Raw genomic sequence first — 19,678 nt, 5'->3', positions numbered from 1 at the left:
ATGCATCCATCGGACCTCAAGCATCTGATCAGCGACGCCCCGCGGGTGATGGTGGTCGATGGCTCCAAACTGGTACGCAAGCTGATCGCCGACGTGCTCAAGCGCGATCTGCCCAACGTGCAGGTCATCGGCTGCGCCAACATCGCCGAGGCGCGCACGGCGCTGGAGGCGGGGGCGGTCGACCTGGTCACCACCTCGCTGTCGTTGCCCGATGGCGACGGTCTGACCCTGGCGCGCAGCGTGCGCGAGACCGCCGGCCAGGCCTATGTGCCGGTGATCGTGGTGTCCGGCGATGCCCAGCAGCATCTGGTCGAGCGTCGCTTCACCGAGTATGTCACCGACTATTTCGACAAGGCGCTGGGCCATGAGGCGCTGGCGACCTTCATCCGCGGCTACGTGCAGCCCGAGCCAGTGGTCGGCGCGACCGTGCTGTACATCGAGGACAGCCGGGTCGTGGCCGAAGCCACCAAGCGCATGCTGGAACGGCAGAAGCTCAAGGTGGTGCACGTGCTGACCGCCGAGGACGCCTTCGCGCTGCTGACCGCCGAGTCGCTGGGCCGCACCGAGCGCCGCATCGACGTGGTGCTGACCGACGTGACCCTGAAGGGCGAGCTCAACGGCCGCGACGTGGTCGAGCGGATCCGGATCGACTTCGGCTACGGCAAGCGCCGGCTGCCGGTGCTGGTGATGACCGGCGACACCAATCCGCGCAACCAGTCCGAGCTGCTACGTGCCGGTGCCAACGATCTGGTGCAAAAGCCCATCGAAGAACGCCTGCTGGTCACCAAGGTGCTGTTCCAGCTGCGGCTGGCGCGCCTGGAGGACCAGGCCGTCATCCTATGAGCGAGCTCGATCAGCGGGTCCAGCTGGAGCCATCGTGGAAGGCGCGGGTCGGCGATTGGCTGCTACGTCCGGAGATGCAGGCGTTGTCGGCGTTCCTGCGCCAGCGCAAGGCGGCCGGCGCGCGGGTGTTCCCGCCCGGCCCGCAGATCTTCGCCGCCTTCGATGCGACGCCGTTCGAGCAGGTCAAGGTCGTCATCCTCGGTCAGGACCCCTACCACGGTGAAGGCCAGGCCCATGGCCTGTGCTTCTCGGTGCTGCCCGGCGTCCCGGTGCCGCCGTCGCTGTTGAACATCTATAAGGAACTGCAGGACGACCTCGGGATCGCGCGACCGGACCACGGCTACCTGATGCCGTGGGCGCAGCGCGGTGTGCTGCTGCTCAATGCCGTGCTGACGGTGGAGCAGGGCCGTGCCGGCGCCCACCAGAACAAGGGCTGGGAGGGGTTCACCGACCACGTGGTGGAAACGCTCAACCGCGAGCGCGAGGGGCTGGTGTTCCTGCTGTGGGGCAGTTACGCCCAGTCCAAGGGCAAGGTGATCGATACCGCCCGCCACCGCGTGCTGAAGGCCCCGCACCCATCGCCGTTGTCGGCCCACCGCGGCTTCCTCGGCTGTGGCCACTTCTCCAAGGCCAACGAGCATCTGCAACGGCGGGGGATGGGGCCGATCGACTGGTCGCTGCCGCCCCGCAGTGCCCTGGACGCCGGCGTGGCCGAGGGCTGAACGGCGGTCTGGCTGTGCGCGTGCGCGGCGCGATTGTCACGTTCGGCACGCAATGGCGGTGGTAACGTAGGCGCAGATTCGAGAGAGGGCGCTGCTAGAACGCAGCGCCCTGTCAGAAGTCGAAACGCGCCATTAATGGAACGCTGGGAACTAATCCTGTACCCGGCAGTCCAATAGTTCGACTGCTAAGATGGTGACCTATGAACCAGACCGCCTCGACTGCCCTTGTGGCAAACAATCTCCCGATCCCCAGCGCGCTCGGTTCGCTGGATGCCTACATCGGTGCCGTGCACCAGATTCCGGTGCTGTCGGTCGATGAGGAACAGGACCTGGCGCGTCGCTTCCGCGACGAGCAGGACCTGGACGCCGCGCGCGAACTGGTGCACTCCCATCTGCGCTTCGTGGTGCACGTGGCCCGCGGCTATAACGGCTATGGCCTGCCGCTGGGCGACCTGATCCAGGAAGGCAACATCGGCCTGATGAAGGCGGTCAAGCGCTTCGACCCGGAGATGGGCGTGCGCCTGGTCAGCTTTGCGGTGCACTGGATCCGTGCCGAGATGCACGAGTTCATCCTGAAGAACTGGCGCATCGTCAAGGTCGCAACCACCAAGGCGCAGCGCAAGCTGTTCTTCAACCTGCGCAAGTCCAAGACCCGTCTGGGCTGGCTCAATGCCTCGGAAGTGACCGCGGTGGCCAAGGACCTCAACGTGTCCGAGCGCGAGGTCATGGAAATGGAGTCGCGTCTGTCCGGTCGCGACATCGGCTTCGATGTGTCCTCCGACGAGGACGACGAGCACGGCCCGCCGTCGCCGGTGAGCTACCTGGTCGCCAACGACGAGGATCCCTCGCAGGCCTACGAGCGCAACGACAGCGAGGACAATCAGCTGCAGTTGCTGCGCGAAGGCCTGGCCGGGCTCGACACCCGCTCGCGCGACATCGTCAAGCGCCGCTGGCTGGACTCCGAGTCCAAGGTGACCTTGCAGGAACTGGCCGACGAGTACGGTGTGTCGGCTGAGCGGATCCGCCAGATCGAGGCGAATGCGCTGAAGAAGATGAAGGCATTGTTCGTGGCCTGACCCAGGCGCGCAGCTGGTGACGACCGACGGCCCGGATGTCCGGGCCGTCGGCGTTTGCGGGGCCGGACAACGCGCGATGACCACGCATGGTCGCCGGATGACAGTCGCAAGCCGCTTGTCGTACGGGCACGGTGGCGACGCATGCGAACCAAGGGATGCGCCACCGCAGTCCACGCAGCCTACGCATCGATGGGGAGGCCTACTCCGCGCACGGCAGCGGCCACCGCCCACGCTGACCGCATGGCCAGGGCGCGCGCCGATCGCGCTCAGGCGTCCGGCGGCAGACGCGCCACCGGCAGATGCCAGCCATGGCGAATCGCCATGAAGCGCAGGCCGAAGCACACCCCGGCACCGATCGCCAACGACCAGGGCGGCGGCAGGTCCAGCACGTGTCCGATCGCGACCAGGCCGCCGCCGGCCAACGCCGCGACCGCATACAGCTCCGCCTGCAGGACGACCGGGGTGCGGGCCACCAGCAGATCGCGGACGATGCCGCCGCCGATCCCGCTGAGCATGCCCAGCAAGGTGGCGCTGATCGGACTCAGGTGGAACTCCAAGGCCTTGCTGGTGCCGTAGACCGCAAATAGCGCCAGCCCGGCGGCATCGAAGATCTGCACCGGGTTGCGCAGCCGCTCCACTGCGCCATGCCAGCGAAAACCGGCCACACCGGCCACGCAGGCGATGAGCAGATAGGACGGCTGCACCAGCGCTGCCGGCGGCGTCGCGCCGATCAGCACGTCGCGGAGGATGCCGCCGGAGACCGCCGCCGCGCAGGACAGCACCAGCACGCCGAACAGGTCCAGCCGATGGCGCACGGCGACGGTCGCGCCGCTGAGGGCGAACACGAAGGTCCCGAGCAGGTCCAGCAGGAACAGGACGGTGGCCAAGGGCAGTGCGATCCGGTGGGCGGCACAGGATCGCAGTCGCCCGCCGCGCTGTCACCCGTCGCGGCTGTCCGGCGGCTGGTCGCCGCCAAAGATGATGCGTGCCGCGCGCTGGTAGCTCCAGTAGGCCATCGCCCAGTTGACCAGCACCACGAATCGGTTGCGGAAACCGATCAGGAAGAACACGTGGGCAGCCAGCCAGAACCACCAGGCGACGATGCCGGACAGCTTGAGTCGGCCGACATGGACGATCGCGGCCATGCGCCCGATGGTCGCCAGGTTGCCGTAGTCCTGATAGCGGAACGCCGGCGCGGCCTGACCGCGTCGACGCGCCTGGATCGCCTTGGCGATATGCCGGCCCATCTGCTTGGCGGCCGGCGCTACGCCTGGCACGGGTCGGCCGTCCTGCTGCACGGCGGCCAGATCACCGCCGACGAAGATCTCCGGGTGACCGGGCACGCTCAGGTCGGGAGCCACCAACACGCGCCCGGCGCGATCCAGCGGCACGTCCAGCGTGCGCGCCAGTGGCGAGGCGGCCACGCCTGCGGCCCACACCACCGTGCGGGCGGGCACGAACTGCTCGCCGAGCCGATAGCCAGTGGCATCGATATGGGTCACCGGCGTGCCGGTGTGGACGTCCACGCCAAGCCGCTCCAGTTGCTGGCGGGCCTTGGTGGTGAGGTCTTCGGGGAAGGAAGGCAGCACGCGCGGTCCGGCTTCGACCAGACGCACCTGCGCCAGCCGCGGGTCGATGTGGCGAAACTCGTTCTTCAGCGTATGGCGGGCGATCTCGGCCAGGGTGCCGGCCAGTTCCACCCCGGTCGGACCGCCGCCCACCACGGCAAAACTCAGCCAGGCCGCGCGCGCGGCCGGATCGGTCTCGGCTTCGGCGCGTTCGAACGCCAGCAGCAGCTTGCGTCGCAACACCAGCGCGTCGTACAGGGTCTTCAGGCCCGGCGCATGCTCGGCCCAGTGGTCGTTGCCGAAATACGCATGGGTGGCGCCGGTGGCCAACAGCAGCAGGTCGTAATCGAGCGTGTTGCCGTCGGCCAGGCGCACCTGCTTGCGTGCGGGGGCGATGGAGACCACCTCGCCCAGTCGCACCTCGACATTGCGCTGGGTGCGCAGGATATGGCGCAGCGGCGCGGCGATGTCCGGTGCCGACAGGCCGGCGGTGGCGACCTGGTAGAGCAGGGGTTGGAACAGGTGGTGGTTCTGGCGGTCGATCAGGGTGATCCGGATGCCGGGATCGGTCAGTGCGCGGGTCGCCCAGAGGCCGGCGAAACCGCCGCCGACCACGACCAGATGCAGCGGAGCGGAGGAGGGGGTTGAGGTCATCGTGGGGGTCGATGGAAGCCAACGTGGCCTGCAAGCATGCAACAGCGGCAATGAACATCATGGAAGGTCGCTCCCTGGCGCCAGTGCACGGCAGCAGCGCCTCCGATGCGGCCGATGCTCGGCATCGACACAAATGCTTCGTACACGCCCAGTACCCGCCGGGCGGGCGATCATCGGCCCGCTGCCTCTTCGAGCCACTCTCCCTGACGGTCACTGCATGTCGCTTCCGCCGCCGCTGCCGCCGCATGTGCCGTCGCCGCCAGTGCCCAGCGCGCGACCGCGCCGGCGTCTGAGCGGTATCGCGATGCTGGCGATCGGCGTGATGGCGCTGGTCTTGCTGTGCGGGCTAGTCGTGATGGGCTTGCTGGGTTGGCTGGTGGCTACTGGCTGGCCGCTGTTCGTCACGCAGGCGCGTAGTGCCCTGCAGCAGGACCCGGTAGTGCAGACGCACATCGGCCAGATCCGCGCAATGGAACTGGATCTGCTGCGAACCGGGGTGGCGCCGGGACGCGACGAATTCGTGTTCTCGCTCGAAGGCGATCGCGGTGCGGGCCGGGTGCGCGCCACCTGGGTCACTGCCGGTGCCGAGCGCGAGATCCTGACCGACGGCGTGCTGACCTTGCGCGATGGACGCCATTACGACCTGCCTTCCGTTCCCGTCCCCACGTCTTCCGAGGAGTCGCCATGATCGACAATCCCGACAAGCGCATCGCGCTGCTGATCGATGCCGATAACGCACCCGCCGGCAAGATCGATGTCGTGTTGGCCGAAGTGGCCCGCTATGGCGTGGCCAATGTGCGGCGTGCGTATGGCAACTGGAAGAGCCCACATCTGAAGGGGTGGGAGGCTGCGCTGCACGAGTATGCGATTCGGCCGATCCAGCAGTTCGCCTACAGCTCGGGCAAGAACGCCTCGGACATGGCGATGGTCATCGATGCGATGGACCTGCTGTATGCGCGCAATCTGGACGGCTTTGCGATCGTCTCCAGCGATGCCGATTTCACGCCGTTGGTGATGCGCCTGCTCACCGACGGCATGAAGGTCTATGGATTCGGCGAGAAGAAAACGCCTGCGCCGTTCGTCAACGCGTGTTCGAAATTCACCTATGTCGAAGCCCTCGGCGAGCAGGCCGCTGCGGCCAGCGATGCGGCGGGCGGGCGCAAGGATGCCACCGCGTTGCGGCGCGACACCCGTTTGGTGCAGATGCTGCGCAATGCCATCGCCAGTGCCTGCGAAGACGACGGCTGGGCGCATCTGGGCGCGGTGGGCAAGCAGGTGGCCAATCAGGCCTCGTTCGATCCGCGCAACTATGGCTATCGCAAGCTCAGCGATCTGGTGCGGGCGATCGGCGTGTTCGAGATCCGTCAGGACGAACAGGCATTGTGGGTGCGCGATGCGCCCGAACCGCCGGCTGCCAAGCCGGCCACTGCCGCGGCATCGCCACGCTCGGCACCCGCGCGCAAGCGTCGCGCGCCCGCTGCGTCGTCGAGTTGAGACCTCGGCGCTGACGCGCGGCATCGATGGCATGATGCGCGGCATGGCCATCCGGCCATCGGCTGCGGGAGCGCTCATGCACTACGTCGATCTGGTTGCCTTGCTGGCGATCATGCAGTTGCTGTGCTTCGCCATGCTGGTCGGCCGCGCACGCGGACGTTACCGAGTGAAGGCGCCTGCGATCAGCGGGCATGAGATGTTCGAACGCGCCTACCGGGTACAGATGAACACGCTGGAATTGCTGGTGGCGTTTGTGCCGGCGCTGTTTCTCGCCGCAAAGTACTGGTCAGCGGCGTGGATCGCGAGCATCGGTGCGGTCTATCTGCTCGGCCGGTTGGTCTACTGGCGCAGCTACACCAAGGCCCCGGCCAGTCGCGGTCTGGGCTTTGCGTTGTCGATGCTGCCGATCATCGCGCTGGTGCTGGCCGCATTGGCTGGCGTGGTTCGCAGCGCGTTGTAGTGCAGTCGCATTACGGTCGCGTTCGCTTTGGGTAACCATCCTCGGTTCAACCGACTGCAAGGGTAGCGATGGACGACTTACAGGCCGATGCGATCGCGCGCGCCATCCTCCAGCCGGATCCACGACTGCAGGAAGCGCTGCGTCGCAAGCGCGCCGCCGAGCAACGTCGCCGGGCCGATGGACGCCTGGTCGCCGGGATGGCCCTGCTGGCGATGGCCATCGGCGCGCTGGTGGCGCAGTGGAACGGCGCTGGTATCGCGGTCGGGGTGATGTGGGGCGCGGTGATCGGCGGGCTGATCGGCCGCGCAATGGCGTCCTGGCGTCGGCGTGTCGCATCTGCGACGGTGTCCCCGGCCGATTAGCGTGCGCGGCCTTGCATCACCGCTGCAGCAGCGCACTCAGTACAAGTCGATCGGATCCACATCCAGCGACCAGCGCACCCGGCGTGCCTGCGGCAAGCCGTGGATGGCGGGCATCTGCGCGTCCAGCAGCCGGTGCAGCGCACCGCGCTGCTGCGCAGACAGCAATAATTGGCTGCGCTGGAATCCGGCGCGCCGCGGCATCGGTGCCGGCATCGGGCCGTGGCAATCCACTGGCGTCGCTGCACATGTGGCGTCGCCGCCGACCAGCGCGCGCACCGCCAGCAGGAACTGATTGGCAGCCGCCACGTCCTTGGCTTCGGCGCGGAACAGCGCCAGATGGGCGAAAGGCGGAAATCCCGCGGCCTGGCGTTGCTGCAGTTCGACCTCGGCAAAGGCGTGGTAACCGCCGTTGACCAGGGTCTGCAGCAGCGGATGCTCGGGATGATGGGTCTGCAGCCAGACCTCGCCTGGGCGTTCGGCGCGGCCGGCGCGGCCGGCCACCTGGATCAGTTGCTGGGCGAGTTTTTCGGAGGCGCGGAAATCGGCCGAGAACAGGCCTTCGTCGATGCCGACCACCACCACCATGGTCAGCCGTGGCAGGTCGTGGCCCTTGGCCAGGATCTGGGTGCCGACCAGGATGCCGGCGGCATCGCCCAGCCGCGCCAGTTGGGTTTCCAGTGCATCGCGGCGCTGGGTGGTACTGCGGTCGATGCGAACCACCGGCACGTCGGCGAATGCCTCGCTCAGCCGCTCTTCCAAGCGTTCGGTGCCGATGCCCTGCGGTTGCAGCGCCAAGCTGGCGCAAGCCGGACAGGCCAGCGGGGCTTGCTGGCGCGCGCCGCAGTGGTGGCACTGCAGGCGGCGGCCGCCGGCATGCACGGTCATCGGCGTTTGCTGCAGCGGCGTGCTGCAGCGCTGGCAGGCCGCGGTCCAGCCACAGTCGTGGCAGAGCAGCACCGGCGCATAGCCGCGGCGGTTCTTGAACACCAGGACCTGCTCGCCACGCGCCAGTGTCGCCGCGATTGCGGCCAGTACCTCGGGCGACAGGCCGTCCTTGAGCGGGCGCTTGCGCACGTCCAGCACCCGCACGCGCGGCGGTCGCGCCTCGCCGGCCCGGCGCGATAGGCGCAGGTGGCGGTAGCGGCCGGCCTGGGCGTTGTGCAGGCTTTCCAACGACGGCGTGGCGCTGCCGAGGATGACCGGGACATCCAGCGCCTTGCCACGCACCAGGGCGAAATCGCGGGCGTGGTAGCGGATGCCGTCCTGCTGCTTGTAGCTGCCATCGTGCTCTTCGTCGACCACGATCAGACCGGCGCGCGGCAGCGGAATGAAGACCGCCGAGCGGGTGCCGACGATCAGCTTCGCCTCGCCGCGCCAGGCCGCCGCCCATACCCGCGCGCGCTCGCCATCGGCCAGGCCCGAGTGCAGCGCGTGCACCGGCACGCCCAGGCGGGCGCGGAAGCGCCCCAGGGTTTGCGGGGTCAGGCCGATCTCCGGCACCAGCACCAGCGCCTGGCGACCGGCCGCCAGGCAATCGGCGATCGCCTGCAGATAGACCTCGGTCTTGCCGCTGCCGGTGACGCCATCGAGCAGGTAGGTCGCAAAGCCCGGCTGGGCGCGGAGCGCGGCGGCGGCGGCCTGCTGCTCGTCGTTGAGCGCCGGGCCGGTGGCCGGCCGCGCTGCGATGGTATCGACAGCCACGGCGATGCGCTCGGCATACCCGCGCTTGGCCAGGCTGCGCGCGGCCTCGCGCCACTGCGGCAGCAGTGCATCGAGTTGCTCTTCGGCCAGCGCGCCGGTGGCCAGCAAGGCCGCCAACTGCGCCGGGCGGCTGCCGCTGCGCAGGCCGGCGCTGCCGCTGTGGCCGGCCTCGGTCAGCTGCCAGGCCCAGCCATGGGTGTCGGCCAGCGGTTCGCCGCGTCGCAATGGGCCTGGCAGTGCGGTGGCCTGGACCTCGCCCAGCGGCGCATGGGTATAGCGCGCCAGCCATTGCAGCGAGCGCGCCAATTCGTCCACCAGCAGCGCTGCCTGGTCGCACCAGTCCAGTGCTGCACGCAGGCCGTCGCGGCTGTCGGCCTGGCCCAGCTCGACCACCACCCCGATCAGCTCGCGCGGACCAAAGGGCACCCGCAGCCGCCGCCCGATCCAGCCGGGGTCGGGTAGGGCATCGGCATCGGGGGGGAGGTAGTCGAAGACCTGCGGCAGGGGCACCGGCAGGGCGACACGCAGGGTGGCCACGGGGGACGTCATCGGCACCAGTTTACCGACCCTGTCCAGCCCCCAGACAGCCTCCGAGCCTCCCCGGCCGGGACGCCCCGTTCTGTGACGGAAGTGATAAATCCAACGTAAACCCATGTGAGGGTTGGAGAAACCGATTTATCCACACTGCCTGTGGATAAGGCTGTGAGTTAAGGCTGTGCTCCACGCCGTGAAGGCGGATTCACTAGCCTTCGCAACCTCTTGGACATTTTTTAGCCAATGGCAATAAGTCATATGAAAACAATCACTTAAGCGTGAAACACGAATGCAACATGGAAAAACCGGCAGTTGACAGGAGGCGTGCCATCGGCTTCGTTGCCGCTGTGCACAACCTGCGGCACAGGCGGACACATGCGGAGCGAGGGCGCAGCGTTCTGTCAAGCGGTCGGCGAGCGCCAGTTGCGCCGGTATCATGCCGGCCGATGCCGGAGTCCCCATGACCGTAGTACCCGACGCCCCTGTCACCCCTGCCGCCTTGTCGGCCTTTCTACGTGGTGTCGAGCGACGCGGACTGGTGCTCGCGCAGCTGCAATGTGGCGATCCCGCCATCGCCGAGCGGGCGCTTGCGGCGGCCCTGCGGGTGTTCCGCAGTCAGGCCGGTGAGCAGCCCATGGCCGACTGGCCGGCACGCTTCTGGCGTCTGCTGGCGTCGACCCCGCCGCTGCGACGGACCCCCATGCCCGGCGTCTGGCTGCCGCCGTTCACCGTGCTGGGGCGGCAGCAGACCGATGACCGCCTGGCCCTGCTGCTGCGCATCGTCGCCGGGCTGGAAGAGCAGGCCGCCAGCGAGGTGCTGGAGCTGACGGTCCAGGATTACCAGCAGGCCTTGGCCCGCGCCTGCCCGCGCGATGCCGCCGGCCATCCCGATGCGCAGGCCTGGCGCGCGCTGGCCGAAGCGGCGCAACAGGAGCTGCGGGCGCTGTCGCCAGCCCAGCTGGCGCGCCTGGGGCAGTTGCGCGAGGCGGCCATCGCCGGCCTGACCACGTCCGCTGCGCCGGTCCCCCCGTCGTCGGCCCCCCGCCCACCATCGCCGGCGTCGCCGCGCCGCACTCGCTGGCAATGGCGGGCACCGACGCGGCGCCAATGGGGAATCGGCCTGGGCGTGGCCGGTCTGGCCTTGCTGGTGCTGGTGGCCAGCTGGTGGTGGGAACACCGACTGCCGACCCTGCCGCCGGAGCCGGTCTCGCAGGCGCCGGCCGGCGTGCTCCACGTGACCGATGCCGCGCCGGTGCTGGTCGAACAACTGCCGGCGGTCGATCTGGACACGCCTGCGGTGCAGGGGTTGGACGCGCGCGACCAGGCGATGCTCGCCGATCCGGACCTGGAGCTGGCGCGCTCGGCCGACTTCTATGCCTGGTACGCCGCCGGCCATCCGGTGCCGCCGGACGAATCCGGCGCTCACGCGACCCCCGCCACCGCCGAGTCGCCGGCTGCGCCCTTGGAGACGGTCGATGACGCCAATTAGGTCCGCCGTGCTGGCGCTGGTGCTGCTGGCCGGCAGCAGCCAAGGGCAATCGCTGCCGGCGCCATTGCCAGAGACCGCAACGTCTGCCGACGCGAGCGTGCGCCCGCCACCCAGCGCCGCGCAGCAGCGCGCGCGTTGGGACGCGCTGACGCCGGCGCAGCAGGCCGACCTGCGCGCCCGCTATGCCGCCTGGAAAGGCCTGACCGCCACCGACCGTGTCGTGCTCCGGCAGGCCCGCGTGCGGCTGCAGGCGCTGCCCGAAGATCAACAGCGTGCCCTGCGCACCCAGTTCGACACGCTGGACCGCCTGCATCGCGACGGCTGGCGGCTCGGCTCGCAATTGGGCGCCTACTACCCGCAACTGCAGCCCTTGGTGGGCTACGTGCCACCAGCGCAGCGCGACGCCCTGCTGTCGGTGCTACGCAGCCTGGATGCTGGCCAGTTGGAGCAGTTGGGCATCCTGGCCCAGCGCACGCCGCCACAGGCGCGCGATGCCCTGCGCGAGGCGCTGGTGGCGCAGCCGGCCGCTACACGCAGTGCCTGGCTGAAGCGCCAACTCGCGCGCTGAGCGTGCCGGCCGCATAACGTCAGGTGTCAGCTGAGCCATGACCGAGGTGGCGACAGCCCGCTGCGATGGCCGCGATGGCGCTCGGCACGTCCGTCGTCTGTCAGCAGTCGTCACCGTCGCTGCCATCGCCACATCGACGCGGGCTACGTCGGCATCGTTGCGGCCCGTGCGATGCCGATCCATGTATCCGGCAGCGATGCTCGCCTTTGCGGGTCGACACGCCGCATCGCCGCAACGGCCATGAAGATGGAGGTCTCGGTAGCGGCGTCCAGCACGGTGCCGCGTTGCCACCGGCCAGCATCCGCGGTGTCGTTGCCCGGACACCATGCGCGGTTGCGGCGCACGGGCAGGGTGCGTGCAGATCGCCGTTGGCCGCGCTCGCCGCGCGCATGAGCCGGTCGGGAAGTGCAGGTAAGATAGCCGGCCCGCGCGACCCGGTACCCGCGTCTTCCGACGCAACCGCAGTCCGCGCGGCGATCGGTGCTGTATGTCTGCCTCCTCTGTTTCCTCCGCCGCAACGCCCGGTTTCGCTACCGAAGTGCGTGCCACCGGCTGGCTGGCGTTGCCGCTGGTGCTCGGTCATGTCTCCACCGGACTGATCTCCTTCGTCGACAACGTGATCGCCGGCCATCACGGCACCGCCACGCTGGCGGCGGTGACCGTCGGCACCTCGTTGCTGTGGCTGCCGATGTTGGTGCCGATCGGCACCTTGATCTCGCTGACCGCTTCGGTGTCGCAGTTGCTGGGAGGCGGTCGCGAGCGCGAGATCGGGCCGTTGTTCCGTCAGGCGCTGTGGCTGTCGTTGGGGCTGGGCGCACTGATGTTCGGCTTTCTCACCCTGGTGGCGCCGCTGCTGCCCACCTTCGGCATCGCGCCGGACATCGTGCCCGGCGCGACCGAGTTCCTGCACGCGGTGCGTTGGGGCGTGCCGGCGCTGACCTTCTACTTCTGCATGCGCTATCTCAGCGAAGGCATGCACTGGACGCTGCCGACCATGTTGCTGGGCTTTGGTGGCCTGCTGGTGCTGGCGCCGTTGGGCTATGTATTGACCTACGGCAAGTTCGGCGTCGCCGAGCATGGCGCGCAAGGGCTGGGCATGGCGTCGGCGATCACCATGTGGGTCCAGGCCAGCGTGTTCGCGGTGTACCTGTGGCGCTCGCGGCGCTTCGCCCACCTGGAACTGTTCGTGCACCTGGAAGGTCCGCGGCGGCGGGCGATCGGCGAGCTGCTGCGCACCGGCCTGCCGATCGGCATCACCGTGCTGATGGAAGGGGGCTTGTTCATCGTCACCGCACTGCTGATCGGCCGGCTCGGCGCCACCGAGGCCGCCGCGCACCAGATCGCCATCAATGTGGCCCAGCTGTGCTTCATGGTTCCGATGGGCGTCGCCGAAGCCACCACGGTGCGGGTCGGTCATGCGGTGGGTCGCGGCGATCCGCTGGGCGTGCGGCGCGCGACCTGGGCCGGTTACGCCATCGTCCTGGGGACGCAGGCGCTGTCCGCCAGCGTGCTGTTGCTGGGGCATGACGCCATCGTCGGGGTGTATACCGAGGACCTGGCGGTGGCCGGGCTGGCATCGCTGTTGCTGCTGTATGCGGCGACCTTCCAATTCCCCGACGGCCTGCAGGTGGTGTCGGCCGGCGCACTGCGCGGCCTGAAGGACACCCGGGTGCCGATGTTCCTGGCCATGCTCTCCTACTGGGGCCTGGGCATGCCGCTGGGGGCCGGGCTCGGCCTGGGGTTGGGTTGGGGGCCGCAGGGCATGTGGATCGGTCTGATCCTGGGCCTGACGGCCGCTGCGATCATGATGGGGCTGCGTTTTCGCCACACCAATGCGCGCCTGCGTGCCGCCGTGGCCCCCTGACTTCCAGCGCATGCGGCCTGCACGGCCCAGCCGGTATGCTGGGCGCCTTCATCTGTCCGCAGCGTCTCTCGACGGAGCCTTTCCATGAACCACCCCGTGCGTCGCAACCCCATCGCCAGCTTCTTCGTCGGCCTGTGGGATGTGATGAATTTCACCCGGCGGCTGATCTTCAACCTGGTGTTCTTCGGCTTCCTGTTCCTGTTGCTGCTGGTGTTCGTGGTGGCGCTGGCGCACGGCGACGGCAGCAAGCCGTTGGCTGCACGGACCACCCTGGTCATCGATCCGGAAGGCACGGTGGTCGAGCAGTTCAGCGCCGACCCGGTCAGCCGCTCGCTGGCCAAGGCGGTCGGCGACAAAAGCGCGCAGGAAGTGCAACTGCGCGACCTGGTGCGGGTGATCGAGGCGGCCGGCAAGGACCGCAAGATCGAACGCGTGCTATTGAACCTGGACAAGCTGCAGCCGGCCGGCTTCGCCTCGCAACGGGAGCTGGCGCGCGCGTTGCAGGGATTGCGCGCCTCCGGCAAGCAGATCGTGGCCTTCAGCGAAAGCATGAGCCAGGGCCAGTACCTGCTGGCGGCGCAGGCCAACGAGATCTACCTGGACCCGATGGGCAGCCTGTTGCTCGAGGGCCTGGGCCGTTATCGCCAGTATTTCCGCGAAGGTCTGCAGGACAAGCTGGGCGTGGACGTGCACTTGTTCCGCGTCGGCGAATACAAGTCCGCCGCCGAGCCTTACATCCTCGATGCGGCCTCGGCCGACGCCAAGGAAGCGGATCTGTTCTGGATGAACGATGTGTGGCAGCGCTACCTGGCCGACGTGGCCAAGGCACGCAAGCTCACGGCCACGCAGCTGGCCGCCGGCATCGACACCTTGCCCGAAGGGGTGGCCGCGGCGGGCGGCGACCTGGCCAAGTTCGCCCTGCAACAGAAGCTGGTGGACGGGCTGAAGACGCGCGAAGAAGTCGATGCGCTGCTGACCGAACGCGGTGTGGCCGACAGCGATGCCGACGGCGGTTTCCGCAGTGTCGATTTCGCCACCTATCTGAGCCAGCTGCAGGCGCAGCGTTCGCCGATCGACAGCCGCCCGCAGGTGGCGGTGGTGGTGGCCGCCGGCGAGATCAGTGGCGGCGAGCAGCCGGCCGGTCGCATCGGCGGTGAATCGACCGCGGCGTTGCTGCGCCAGGCGCGCGACGACAAGGACGTCAAGGCGGTGGTGTTGCGGGTGGATTCGCCCGGTGGCGAAGTGTTCGCCTCCGAGCAGATCCGTCGCGAGGTGGTCGCGCTCAAGCAGGCCGGCAAACCAGTGGTGGTGTCGATGGGCGATCTGGCGGCATCCGGTGGCTACTGGATCAGCATGAATGCCGATCGCATCTATGCCGACCCGTCCACCATCAGCGGTTCGATCGGCATCTTCGGCATGGTGCCCAACCTGACCCGCGCACTGGACAAGATCGGCGTCCACACCGATGGCGTGGGCACGACCCGCTTCGCCGGCGCGTTCGATATCACCCGTCCGCTGGATCCGGCCGCGGGCCAGGTGATCCAGAACGTGATCAACAAGGGCTATGCCGACTTCACTGGCAAGGTGGCGCAGGCGCGTCACCAGTCGGTCCAGGCCATCGATACGGTGGCGCGTGGGCGCGTCTGGAGCGGTGCCCAGGCCAAGGAGCGCGGTCTGGTGGATGCGTTCGGCGGCATGCACGATGCAGTGGCCGATGCCGCCAACCGTGCCAAGCTGCCGCAGGACGGCTTCCGCGTGCGTTACGTCGAGAAGCCGGCGACGCCGTGGTCGCAATTCATGAGCGGATTTGCCGGCAGCCGCATGGGGGCGTGGATGTTGGGCGAGTCGCCGGTGGCGCGCGTGCTGCTGGCGCGTTCGCTGCCGCAGGTGGACAGCCAGTTGCGCTTCGTCGAAGACGCGGTCAACGACAGCCGCGCCGGCAAGCCGCCGGTGAAGGCACTGGCCTACTGCTTCTGCGGATTCTGACGCGGCCGGCAGCAACACCATCGCCGACAACGCCGGCCTTGTGCCGGCGTTGTCGTTTCTACAGCGGCAACGTTTTCAAGCGGATGCAGTCAGGCGCATTGCCCGTGCAGCGCTCGTGGCGGCGACGGCATCGCGATCGGCGATGGTTCGTTCGCCAGCGTCGCCAGGACGGCAGCGCGTCGCTGCGCGATTACTGGGTCGCCGCGTCGATGGCCTTGCGCTGGTCTTCGGCCGCTTGGTCGCTCGCAGCCTGCACGGCGCGCGCCTTGTTCAGTGGCTCCTGAATATGGTCGCGCAGCGCGGTGGCCTGTGGGTCGGGCTTTTGTTCGGTGGGCGCCGGTTGTGGCCGTTGGCATGCACCCAGCGTCAACGCCAGGCTGGCTGCCAGCATCCAAGACATCTTCATCGTCGTGACCTCGCTCCGGGTGACGCTATCCTAGCGCGCGTGCCGCACGCTGGGCGTCAACTGCGCTGCGGTGCGGTTTCCCATGATCTGGCGAAGAGGAGCATCGACGTGACCATGCATCGTTGGCGGCTGGACGGACAGACCGCCTTGATCACCGGCGCCAGCGCCGGCATCGGCCTGGCCATCGCGCGCGAGCTGCTGGGCTTTGGCGCCGACCTGCTGATGGTGGCGCGCGATGCCGATGCGTTGGCACAGGCGCGCGATGAGCTGGCCGAAGAGTTTCCCGAGCGCGAGCTGCATGGGTTGGCGGCCGATGTCGCCGACGACGAGGAGCGGCGCGCCATTCTCGATTGGGTAGAGGATCATGCCGACGGATTGCATCTGCTGATCAACAACGCCGGTGGCAACGTCAGCCGCGCGGCGATCGATTACACCGAGGACGAGTGGCGCGGGATCTTCGAGACCAATGTGTTTTCGGCCTTCGAGCTGTCGCGGTACGCTCACCCGCTGCTGACCCGCCATGCCGCCTCTGCGATCGTCAACGTGGGCAGCGTCTCCGGCATCACCCACGTGCGCAGCGGCGCGCCCTATGGCATGACCAAGGCGGCGCTGCATCAGATGACGCGCAACCTGGCTGCCGAATGGGCCGAGGACGGCATTCGCGTCAATGCGGTGGCACCTTGGTACATCCGTACCCGCCGCACGTCTGGCCCGCTGTCGGACCCGGATTATTACGAGCAGGTGCTGGAGCGCACGCCGATGCGCCGTATCGGTGAACCGGAAGAGGTCGCCGCTGCGGTGGGCTTTTTGTGCCTGCCGGCCGCCAGCTACGTCACCGGTGAGTGCATCGCCGTCGACGGCGGTTTCCTGCGCTACGGGTTTTAATGGCAGGCGCGTGCGGCAGGCGGTCGCGTTCGTCAGCACCGCCGCATCGACCGAGGTTTGTCGCCATAGCTAGGGTCGACACCCGAAGCGTGATAGCGCTTCCTCATGAATGACCAGGGGCATCGAGATGCAGCAGATTGCACGGTTTCTCGCCGAAGAGCAGGACGAAGCCGCGGTTCGCAAGATTCTTCCCAAGGTGTCGGAGTTGCTGACCAAGGACGAAGTGATCGAGTACATCGCCGTGCAGAAGAAGCCGGTCGTCAATGTCTCCCCGGCTGCCGTGGTGCTGACCAACCGCCGGTTCTTCGTGGTTCGCCCGCGCCTGATGGGCTTGTCGTTCCAGGATGTGCCTTGGCGGGAGGTGCACGATGTCCACATGAGCGAGCAGATGCTGGGCGCAACGCTCACCTGCCGTACCACCACCGGTGCCATCCTGAGCCTGGAGAGTCTGCCGAAGAAGCAGGCGCGTAAGGTCTATAGCTATGCACAGCAGGTCGAAGAGCAGGCTTACGAGCGACGTCAGCAGGTTGAACTGGAAAAGCTGCGCGCGTCGGCCGGGGGCGTTGTCCTGCACGCGCCGGCCTCGGCCGGTCACGCGGTCGCTGTGCCGGCGCAACCGCAAGACGATCCGCTGCAGACACTGGCGAAGTTGAAGCAGTTGCTGGATGCCGAGCTGATCACGCAGGACGAATTCAACGCCAAGAAGGCGGAAATCCTGGGCCGGATGTAGCGACTCACTCCTCTGGGCTGTCGAGCCAGTCGACCGTAGAGGAACATGGCGCTGAATCGGCGTGATCGCCCGGCGTCGGGGGTGTGATTGCAAAGAGTTGGCAGTTGGCAGGTGAGCTGCGATGCGGGTCTGCTGGCAATCCCGCAAGCAGGCAGGTTCGGGCCGCCGCTGCGAATCGGTGCGTGGACCATATCCCGAGCGAGCGTTTCGCATCGAGGCATCGATTCACGCGATAGGCGTGCGTGCGCCGGACGGACGCGTGCAGTCAGTTGCGAGCACTGTGCCCGCTTACGGCGTGCTTGCAGGCGCGGCGCAGCGCGTTTCGTCCAGGACCCGGCGCAGGTGTTGGTAGCGCTGCTTGCGTTCCTCGGTCTGTGCAGGTTCTGCGAAGCGCCAGCTGGATTCGGCTTGCTGAGCGCGTTGGCGCCAGGCCTCGCACAGGCGTTCGTCCGGGACCGGCGCGCACCGGTCGGTGACCACCTCGCAGGCGGCGCCATTCGTTGAGGACGGACCGCCGGACAGGTCGGTCATCTGCAGCGGCATGCAGCGCGACGCCGGCGTGCTGTCCTCGGTCAGATAGCGACCATTGTCGTGGGTGGTGCATTCGAACAGCGGCGGTGGCGGCAACGTACTGGTGGGGCGATCGACCGTTGCTGCAGGCGGGCTGGCCGTCGTCGTGCCGGCCGTGGGCGTGGTCGTCGCGGTCGTGGTCGCGGTGCTAGTGGCCGCTGTCGGCGCCGGCGATGGTGACGGCGTCCGCGGCGACGATGGCAAGGTGGGGGCCGGCAACGGCACCGCGGCGGGGGCGCTCATCTGTTTCTTCTGCTGCTGCACGCCTTTCGGGCAAGGCATGTTCTGCACCGTCAGCGCGCCTTGTGCATCGGTGCACCGGTAGATGGTGACGTCCTGTGCGAGGGCATGGCTGCTCAGCGTCAGCGCCAGCAGCAGGGTCGGCCGCATCAAGCACCTCATGCGCCGCCACAATCGCGTTGCTGGCGCGCCTCGATGCCACGTTGTTCGCGGGTCAATTCGGTGCGTTCGCTCTGCAGGGCGCTGTTGTAACGGCGGATCAACTCCCAGCGACGATCGGCCAGGCGTTCGCAGACTTCCTGTGGCGGCAGGACATGGCACTCGTCGCGGATCTGCACGCTGCCATAGGGCACGATCACCTCGCCGCCGTAGCCGCCGCCGTAATACCCCTGTTGGTAGCCGCTATTGCTGCTACTGATGATCGCACTCCCGCGCAGGCCGCCACGTCCTCCCGTTGCCTGCACCACGGCACCCGCAGGGCGCGGGCTGACCGGAAGCGGTGGCCGCAGGATGCCGCCGCTGGCGGGTGGCGGGACGGTATTGCCCACATAGGCCGGTCCCCAGGTGGGAACCCAGCGTGGATTGCCCTCCGGGCTGTCGCTGGTATAGCGGATGCCTTCGGCCGTCGTGCATTCGTACATCGGTTGTGGCGGCTGCACGGTGACGATGCGTACCTCGCGCTCGGGGGGCGGTGCCACCTGCGGCGCCGGCGTCTGGACACGTTGCAGGCGCGGTGGTGGATCCTGCGGGCGTTGCATGTCCAGGACCTGCTGGCGACCGCTGCTGCACGGCGCATCCTGCAGGGCGACGGTGCCGGTGCTGCTGACGCAGCGGTAGACCCGCACGTTCGGGTCTGGCTTGGCCACCGTGTCCGCTGCCGAGGCAGGCAGCGCGCAGGCCAGCACGAGGAGAATGGGAAAAGTGCGCATGTCCGCAGTGTGCTCGCTTGGCGGTCGCTGGGCAAAGTGCCCCGGCCATGGCGGCCTGCATGTCTGCGGCGGTGGCGATTTCGTCTCCGCCCGGACCCTTGCGGAGGCGGGCGTCGGGCCGATGGTTGCGCTGCCGCGGCACCAGCCGCACACCCAGCAATGCTGCGTCGCAGCGTCGCGCGATGATGCCGTGCTACGCGGGGAAGACGAGCAAGGTCGCGAACGATCGCCGCAGCCGCAGCTGGGGTTCGCGAGAGAGCGCCCCAGATGCATGCTGGTCCCTGACAAACCCGAGCAGCGTGGATCGGCGTTTGCAGCATGCCTGCCCTCGGAGCGTTGCCCACAGACGCGCACACGCCCCGGCGCCCACAAACGGCAAGGGTTGTGGCGCTGCGGTCCGTACCGATGGCTCTGGCGCGTCCCGGTGCTGGGCGCAGTCGGCTCATGCGCCCAGCGCTGCCGGTCGCCAGTGGCGCGTCTCAAACGCGGAGTCGCAGGGATATCGCAACCGCCTCGCAGAGCCAGCCGGCCTGCGGCCTCGTCTGCGCGCCGTTGCAGGCGTAGAGCAGCTAACAAAACGACTGCGCAGCCGTCAGG

At 68.2% G+C, this 19,678-nt stretch carries 19 protein-coding genes; 13 read left to right on the top strand and 6 right to left on the bottom strand.

Going from position 1 to position 19,678, the window contains the following annotated elements; all coding sequences use genetic code 11:
- From CKY51_RS12645 to rpoH, 3 genes are all read left to right on the top strand, one after another.
- Positions 1–843, top strand: coding sequence for a response regulator (locus CKY51_RS12645; protein WP_022970947.1), 843 nt, complete (start codon positions 1–3; stop codon positions 841–843).
- Positions 840–1,565 carry a uracil-DNA glycosylase gene (gene ung, locus CKY51_RS12640; RefSeq protein ID WP_022970946.1) on the top strand — a complete coding sequence of 242 codons (726 nt, stop codon included), beginning with the start codon at positions 840–842 and terminating at the stop codon, positions 1,563–1,565. The genes CKY51_RS12645 and ung overlap by 4 nt, the downstream gene beginning before the upstream one ends.
- 200 nt (positions 1,566–1,765) lie before the next feature.
- A complete protein-coding gene (rpoH, locus tag CKY51_RS12635; RefSeq protein WP_022970945.1) occupies positions 1,766–2,641 on the top strand; it encodes an RNA polymerase sigma factor RpoH in 876 nt (291 codons plus the stop codon).
- 266 nt (positions 2,642–2,907) lie between these two features.
- Here rpoH and CKY51_RS12630 read toward each other — a convergent pair whose 3' ends face one another.
- Both CKY51_RS12630 and CKY51_RS12625 read right to left on the bottom strand, forming a co-directional pair.
- Positions 2,908–3,528, bottom strand: coding sequence for a trimeric intracellular cation channel family protein (locus CKY51_RS12630; protein ID WP_022970944.1), 621 nt, complete (start codon positions 3,526–3,528; stop codon positions 2,908–2,910).
- A 51-nt stretch (positions 3,529–3,579) separates the two neighbouring features.
- Positions 3,580–4,863, bottom strand: coding sequence for an NAD(P)/FAD-dependent oxidoreductase (locus CKY51_RS12625; protein ID WP_022970943.1), 1,284 nt, complete (start codon positions 4,861–4,863; stop codon positions 3,580–3,582).
- Positions 4,864–5,080: 217 nt separating this feature from the next.
- On the opposite strand from CKY51_RS12625, the gene CKY51_RS12620 reads away from it, so the two are divergent.
- The 4 genes from CKY51_RS12620 (at position 5,081) to CKY51_RS12605 (ending at position 7,179) form a co-directional block, all read left to right on the top strand.
- A complete protein-coding gene (locus CKY51_RS12620) occupies positions 5,081–5,551 on the top strand; it encodes a hypothetical protein (protein ID WP_022970942.1) in 471 nt (156 codons plus the stop codon).
- Entirely contained in the window at positions 5,548–6,357 is an 810-nt protein-coding gene (locus CKY51_RS12615; protein ID WP_022970941.1) for an NYN domain-containing protein, read from the top strand. The genes CKY51_RS12620 and CKY51_RS12615 overlap by 4 nt, the downstream gene beginning before the upstream one ends.
- A gap of 76 nt (positions 6,358–6,433) precedes the next feature.
- Entirely contained in the window at positions 6,434–6,817 is a 384-nt protein-coding gene (locus CKY51_RS12610) for an MAPEG family protein (RefSeq protein WP_031338556.1), read from the top strand.
- A 68-nt stretch (positions 6,818–6,885) separates the two neighbouring features.
- Positions 6,886–7,179: a DUF3040 domain-containing protein gene (locus CKY51_RS12605; RefSeq protein WP_022970939.1), complete on the top strand. Its 294-nt coding sequence runs from the start codon at positions 6,886–6,888 to the stop codon at positions 7,177–7,179.
- A 36-nt stretch (positions 7,180–7,215) separates the two neighbouring features.
- Here CKY51_RS12605 and CKY51_RS12600 read toward each other — a convergent pair whose 3' ends face one another.
- The gene (locus CKY51_RS12600) at positions 7,216–9,429 is read right to left on the bottom strand and encodes a primosomal protein N' (RefSeq protein WP_031338554.1); all 2,214 of its coding nucleotides are present in this window, start codon (positions 9,427–9,429) and stop codon (positions 7,216–7,218) included.
- A 445-nt stretch (positions 9,430–9,874) separates the two neighbouring features.
- Between CKY51_RS12600 and CKY51_RS12595 the strand changes: the two genes are divergently transcribed.
- The 4 genes from CKY51_RS12595 to sppA all read left to right on the top strand — a co-directional run bounded on the left by CKY51_RS12595 (position 9,875) and on the right by sppA (position 15,321).
- Positions 9,875–10,903: a hypothetical protein gene (locus CKY51_RS12595; RefSeq protein ID WP_152249312.1), complete on the top strand. Its 1,029-nt coding sequence runs from the start codon at positions 9,875–9,877 to the stop codon at positions 10,901–10,903.
- Positions 10,890–11,471 (top strand): DUF3106 domain-containing protein, encoded by a 582-nt coding sequence (locus CKY51_RS12590; protein WP_031340018.1) that lies wholly within the window; start codon positions 10,890–10,892, stop codon positions 11,469–11,471. Before CKY51_RS12595 ends, CKY51_RS12590 begins: the two co-directional genes overlap by 14 nt.
- A 487-nt stretch (positions 11,472–11,958) precedes the next feature.
- Positions 11,959–13,335 carry an MATE family efflux transporter gene (locus CKY51_RS12585; protein WP_022972829.1) on the top strand — a complete coding sequence of 459 codons (1,377 nt, stop codon included), beginning with the start codon at positions 11,959–11,961 and terminating at the stop codon, positions 13,333–13,335.
- 84 nt (positions 13,336–13,419) lie between these two features.
- Positions 13,420–15,321 (top strand): signal peptide peptidase SppA, encoded by a 1,902-nt coding sequence (sppA, locus tag CKY51_RS12580; RefSeq protein ID WP_022972830.1) that lies wholly within the window; start codon positions 13,420–13,422, stop codon positions 15,319–15,321.
- 190 nt (positions 15,322–15,511) lie between these two features.
- Here sppA and CKY51_RS12575 read toward each other — a convergent pair whose 3' ends face one another.
- The gene (locus CKY51_RS12575; protein WP_022972831.1) at positions 15,512–15,727 is read right to left on the bottom strand and encodes a hypothetical protein; all 216 of its coding nucleotides are present in this window, start codon (positions 15,725–15,727) and stop codon (positions 15,512–15,514) included.
- A gap of 108 nt (positions 15,728–15,835) precedes the next feature.
- Between CKY51_RS12575 and CKY51_RS12570 the strand changes: the two genes are divergently transcribed.
- Both CKY51_RS12570 and CKY51_RS12565 read left to right on the top strand, forming a co-directional pair.
- On the top strand, positions 15,836–16,612 hold the full coding sequence (locus tag CKY51_RS12570; protein WP_022972832.1) for an SDR family oxidoreductase: 777 nt from the start codon (positions 15,836–15,838) through the stop codon (positions 16,610–16,612).
- Between the two features lie 127 nt (positions 16,613–16,739).
- The gene (locus tag CKY51_RS12565; protein WP_152249317.1) at positions 16,740–17,342 is read left to right on the top strand and encodes a PH domain-containing protein; all 603 of its coding nucleotides are present in this window, start codon (positions 16,740–16,742) and stop codon (positions 17,340–17,342) included.
- A 288-nt stretch (positions 17,343–17,630) separates the two neighbouring features.
- On the opposite strand, the gene CKY51_RS12560 is transcribed toward CKY51_RS12565, so the two are convergent.
- Together CKY51_RS12560 and CKY51_RS12555 are read right to left on the bottom strand one after the other, a co-directional pair.
- A complete protein-coding gene (locus CKY51_RS12560; protein ID WP_022972834.1) occupies positions 17,631–18,302 on the bottom strand; it encodes a DUF4124 domain-containing protein in 672 nt (223 codons plus the stop codon).
- A gap of 8 nt (positions 18,303–18,310) precedes the next feature.
- Positions 18,311–19,081, bottom strand: coding sequence for a hypothetical protein (locus tag CKY51_RS12555; protein WP_022972835.1), 771 nt, complete (start codon positions 19,079–19,081; stop codon positions 18,311–18,313).
- Positions 19,082–19,678 lie beyond the last annotated feature (597 nt).

Origin of the sequence: Xanthomonas maliensis, from assembly GCF_009192945.1 — a bacterium.
Taxonomy (GTDB): domain Bacteria; phylum Pseudomonadota; class Gammaproteobacteria; order Xanthomonadales; family Xanthomonadaceae; genus Xanthomonas; species Xanthomonas maliensis.
Note: the sequence above shows the minus strand (reverse complement) of the source record. Positions and strands in the feature narration are given on the sequence as shown.

Coding starts and splice junctions, on each gene's coding strand:
- CKY51_RS12575 (WP_022972831.1), bottom strand. CDS start 15,727: ATGAAGATGTCTTGGATGCTGGCAGCCAGCCTGGCGTTGACGCTGGGT.
- CKY51_RS12645 (WP_022970947.1), top strand. CDS start 1: ATGCATCCATCGGACCTCAAGCATCTGATCAGCGACGCCCCGCGGGTG.
- CKY51_RS12565 (WP_152249317.1), top strand. CDS start 16,740: ATGCAGCAGATTGCACGGTTTCTCGCCGAAGAGCAGGACGAAGCCGCG.
- rpoH (WP_022970945.1), top strand. CDS start 1,766: ATGAACCAGACCGCCTCGACTGCCCTTGTGGCAAACAATCTCCCGATC.
- CKY51_RS12615 (WP_022970941.1), top strand. CDS start 5,548: ATGATCGACAATCCCGACAAGCGCATCGCGCTGCTGATCGATGCCGAT.
- CKY51_RS12610 (WP_031338556.1), top strand. CDS start 6,434: ATGCACTACGTCGATCTGGTTGCCTTGCTGGCGATCATGCAGTTGCTG.
- ung (WP_022970946.1), top strand. CDS start 840: ATGAGCGAGCTCGATCAGCGGGTCCAGCTGGAGCCATCGTGGAAGGCG.
- CKY51_RS12555 (WP_022972835.1), bottom strand. CDS start 19,081: ATGCGCACTTTTCCCATTCTCCTCGTGCTGGCCTGCGCGCTGCCTGCC.
- CKY51_RS12595 (WP_152249312.1), top strand. CDS start 9,875: ATGACCGTAGTACCCGACGCCCCTGTCACCCCTGCCGCCTTGTCGGCC.
- CKY51_RS12625 (WP_022970943.1), bottom strand. CDS start 4,863: ATGACCTCAACCCCCTCCTCCGCTCCGCTGCATCTGGTCGTGGTCGGC.
- sppA (WP_022972830.1), top strand. CDS start 13,420: ATGAACCACCCCGTGCGTCGCAACCCCATCGCCAGCTTCTTCGTCGGC.
- CKY51_RS12605 (WP_022970939.1), top strand. CDS start 6,886: ATGGACGACTTACAGGCCGATGCGATCGCGCGCGCCATCCTCCAGCCG.
- CKY51_RS12600 (WP_031338554.1), bottom strand. CDS start 9,429: ATGACGTCCCCCGTGGCCACCCTGCGTGTCGCCCTGCCGGTGCCCCTG.
- CKY51_RS12590 (WP_031340018.1), top strand. CDS start 10,890: ATGACGCCAATTAGGTCCGCCGTGCTGGCGCTGGTGCTGCTGGCCGGC.
- CKY51_RS12560 (WP_022972834.1), bottom strand. CDS start 18,302: ATGCGGCCGACCCTGCTGCTGGCGCTGACGCTGAGCAGCCATGCCCTC.
- CKY51_RS12620 (WP_022970942.1), top strand. CDS start 5,081: ATGTCGCTTCCGCCGCCGCTGCCGCCGCATGTGCCGTCGCCGCCAGTG.
- CKY51_RS12585 (WP_022972829.1), top strand. CDS start 11,959: ATGTCTGCCTCCTCTGTTTCCTCCGCCGCAACGCCCGGTTTCGCTACC.